The sequence below is a fragment of the Ruminococcus sp. AM31-15AC genome (assembly GCF_003462045.1).
Lineage (GTDB): Bacteria > Bacillota > Clostridia > Oscillospirales > Ruminococcaceae > Hominimerdicola > Hominimerdicola aceti.
In genome coordinates, this window is the sequence record NZ_QTYG01000111.1 from 1 (window position 1) to 1,667 (window position 1,667).

Consider the following 1,667-nt stretch of genomic DNA (forward strand, 5'->3'; position numbering starts at 1 on the left):
AGATTAATAGCATAGTATGTTACTTTCCTTATTGATAAAGCAGATGATATACTGCTGGAATTAATCAATAAAAACAAATAACTGATTACCAACAGAAATATTGGTATCAATCCCTTTAATAAAGATACCTTAGGTCGTGTAATTATTTGTATCTTTTGTCTGCTTTTGATATCATCCATCATTATTTCCATAGCCTTAGCTATGCTTGCTTCTTTGGATGTGCTTATTGTACTGTCATACTGACTTTTATCATTTATTTCCATTTTTTACCGTAAAAATAATATAAACTTTTCTGAAAGAATAAACAGTTAATACAAATAATTCTTTCGTAAATTTCCGTATTCAAAAACGACCCACCCCAAGAGTGCCGTTATTCCTGCATATTCTGTTTTCAAGCTACGGTAATTTTGACGGCACAAAGAATTAAGCCACATCAAGCGACAGCATATCCATACACTGTCTTTTTCTTTCAATAGACGAATGCACATAGCGGTTGAGCGTGATTTCTACGGAGCTATGCCCCAGAATTTCGGAGAGCGTCTTAACATCAAAGCCCAACTCGATGCAATTGGTAGCAAAAAGGTGGCGGAGAGAGTGAAAATTGAGCGTTCTCAGCCCTATCTTGATAAGCAGAGCCTTAAAGCGGTACTGCATAGTTCTCGGATCAGGGAGCTTGGCATTGCCCGTAATAACAAAAGTAACAATGCTTGACGGCTTGAATGCTTTAAGCATACGGACGAGAAATTCGGGGATAGGTATGGTTCTCTCTGAGGTGTGGCTCTTAGGAGTGGATACGATAAGCTCCGTTCTGCTGACTTTACCGCTTACACGAATACGCTGTACAGTACGCTCTATTCGGATAGTCTTAGCATTCAGGTCAATATCAGACCACTTCAATCCGCAAAGTTTCCCGATACGCACACCCGTGTAGAGGGCTATCATAATGCACAGCTTAGTCAGATCCATATTAGTGAGCAGAGCCGATTTCAAGCGGTTCTGCTCATTTTTGTTGTAGAGGTCAAACTCGTGCTTCTCTTTCTTTGGCAACTCTACATCGGAAATCGGATTGACACAATGGTGTACCCTCGCCGCATACCTCGTCATATTTTTGAGAACGACGATGAGATCGGAGATATATTTGTTTGAAAGTCCCTTGCTACGCTTTTCTATGATAAAATCATACACCTTGCTCGGTGACAGCTTTTCGATCTTCAAGTTGCCGAAAGCAGGGATAAGGTGCTTTTCAGCCTTAAATGCGTAGTTTGCATAGGTTGAAGGCTTAGTCTGTGTGAACTTTGCAGAGAGCCACTCCGCAAAAAGTTCTTTGACCGTCAGCCTGCTTTCGACTTTGGGCGTGATGATCCTTGCTTTAATTTGCAGGAGTTTATCCTTGACTTCGGTGTAGGTCTTTCCGTAGATCGAACGGTATTTTGTCTTTCCGTTCTCCCCATAACCGTCTGCGTAACGCCCTTCGTATCTGCCGTCTTTGCGATGATAGATGTTAAGTCCTCTTTTACTCATAATAGTTTCTTCCTTTCATTAATAAATCATTAATTTTATTATAACAACTATAACAAATCAACTGTATGTATATCCTACAAGAAAATTGACGGCATATTTCGTTTAATAATGCCAAAAAGCGTCTTAAAAATTATTAATTTCGATGA

The 1,667-nt window shown here is 39.6% G+C and carries 2 protein-coding genes; both read right to left on the reverse strand.

The annotated features are described in order from the left end of the window. On the reverse strand, window positions 1-263 hold a 263-nt coding region (locus DW793_RS15570), incomplete at its 3' end, for a hypothetical protein (protein ID WP_252969917.1). Window positions 264-423: 160 nt separating this feature from the next. Then, window positions 424-1,521 carry a site-specific integrase gene (locus DW793_RS14155; protein WP_118158531.1) on the reverse strand — a complete coding sequence of 366 codons (1,098 nt, stop codon included), beginning with the start codon at window positions 1,519-1,521 and terminating at the stop codon, window positions 424-426. Window positions 1,522-1,667 lie beyond the last annotated feature (146 nt).

Bases quoted from the DNA above. Each gene is read 5' to 3' on its own strand.
- DW793_RS14155 (WP_118158531.1), bottom strand. From the start codon at position 1,521: ATGAGTAAAAGAGGACTTAACATCTATCATCGCAAAGACGGCAGATAC.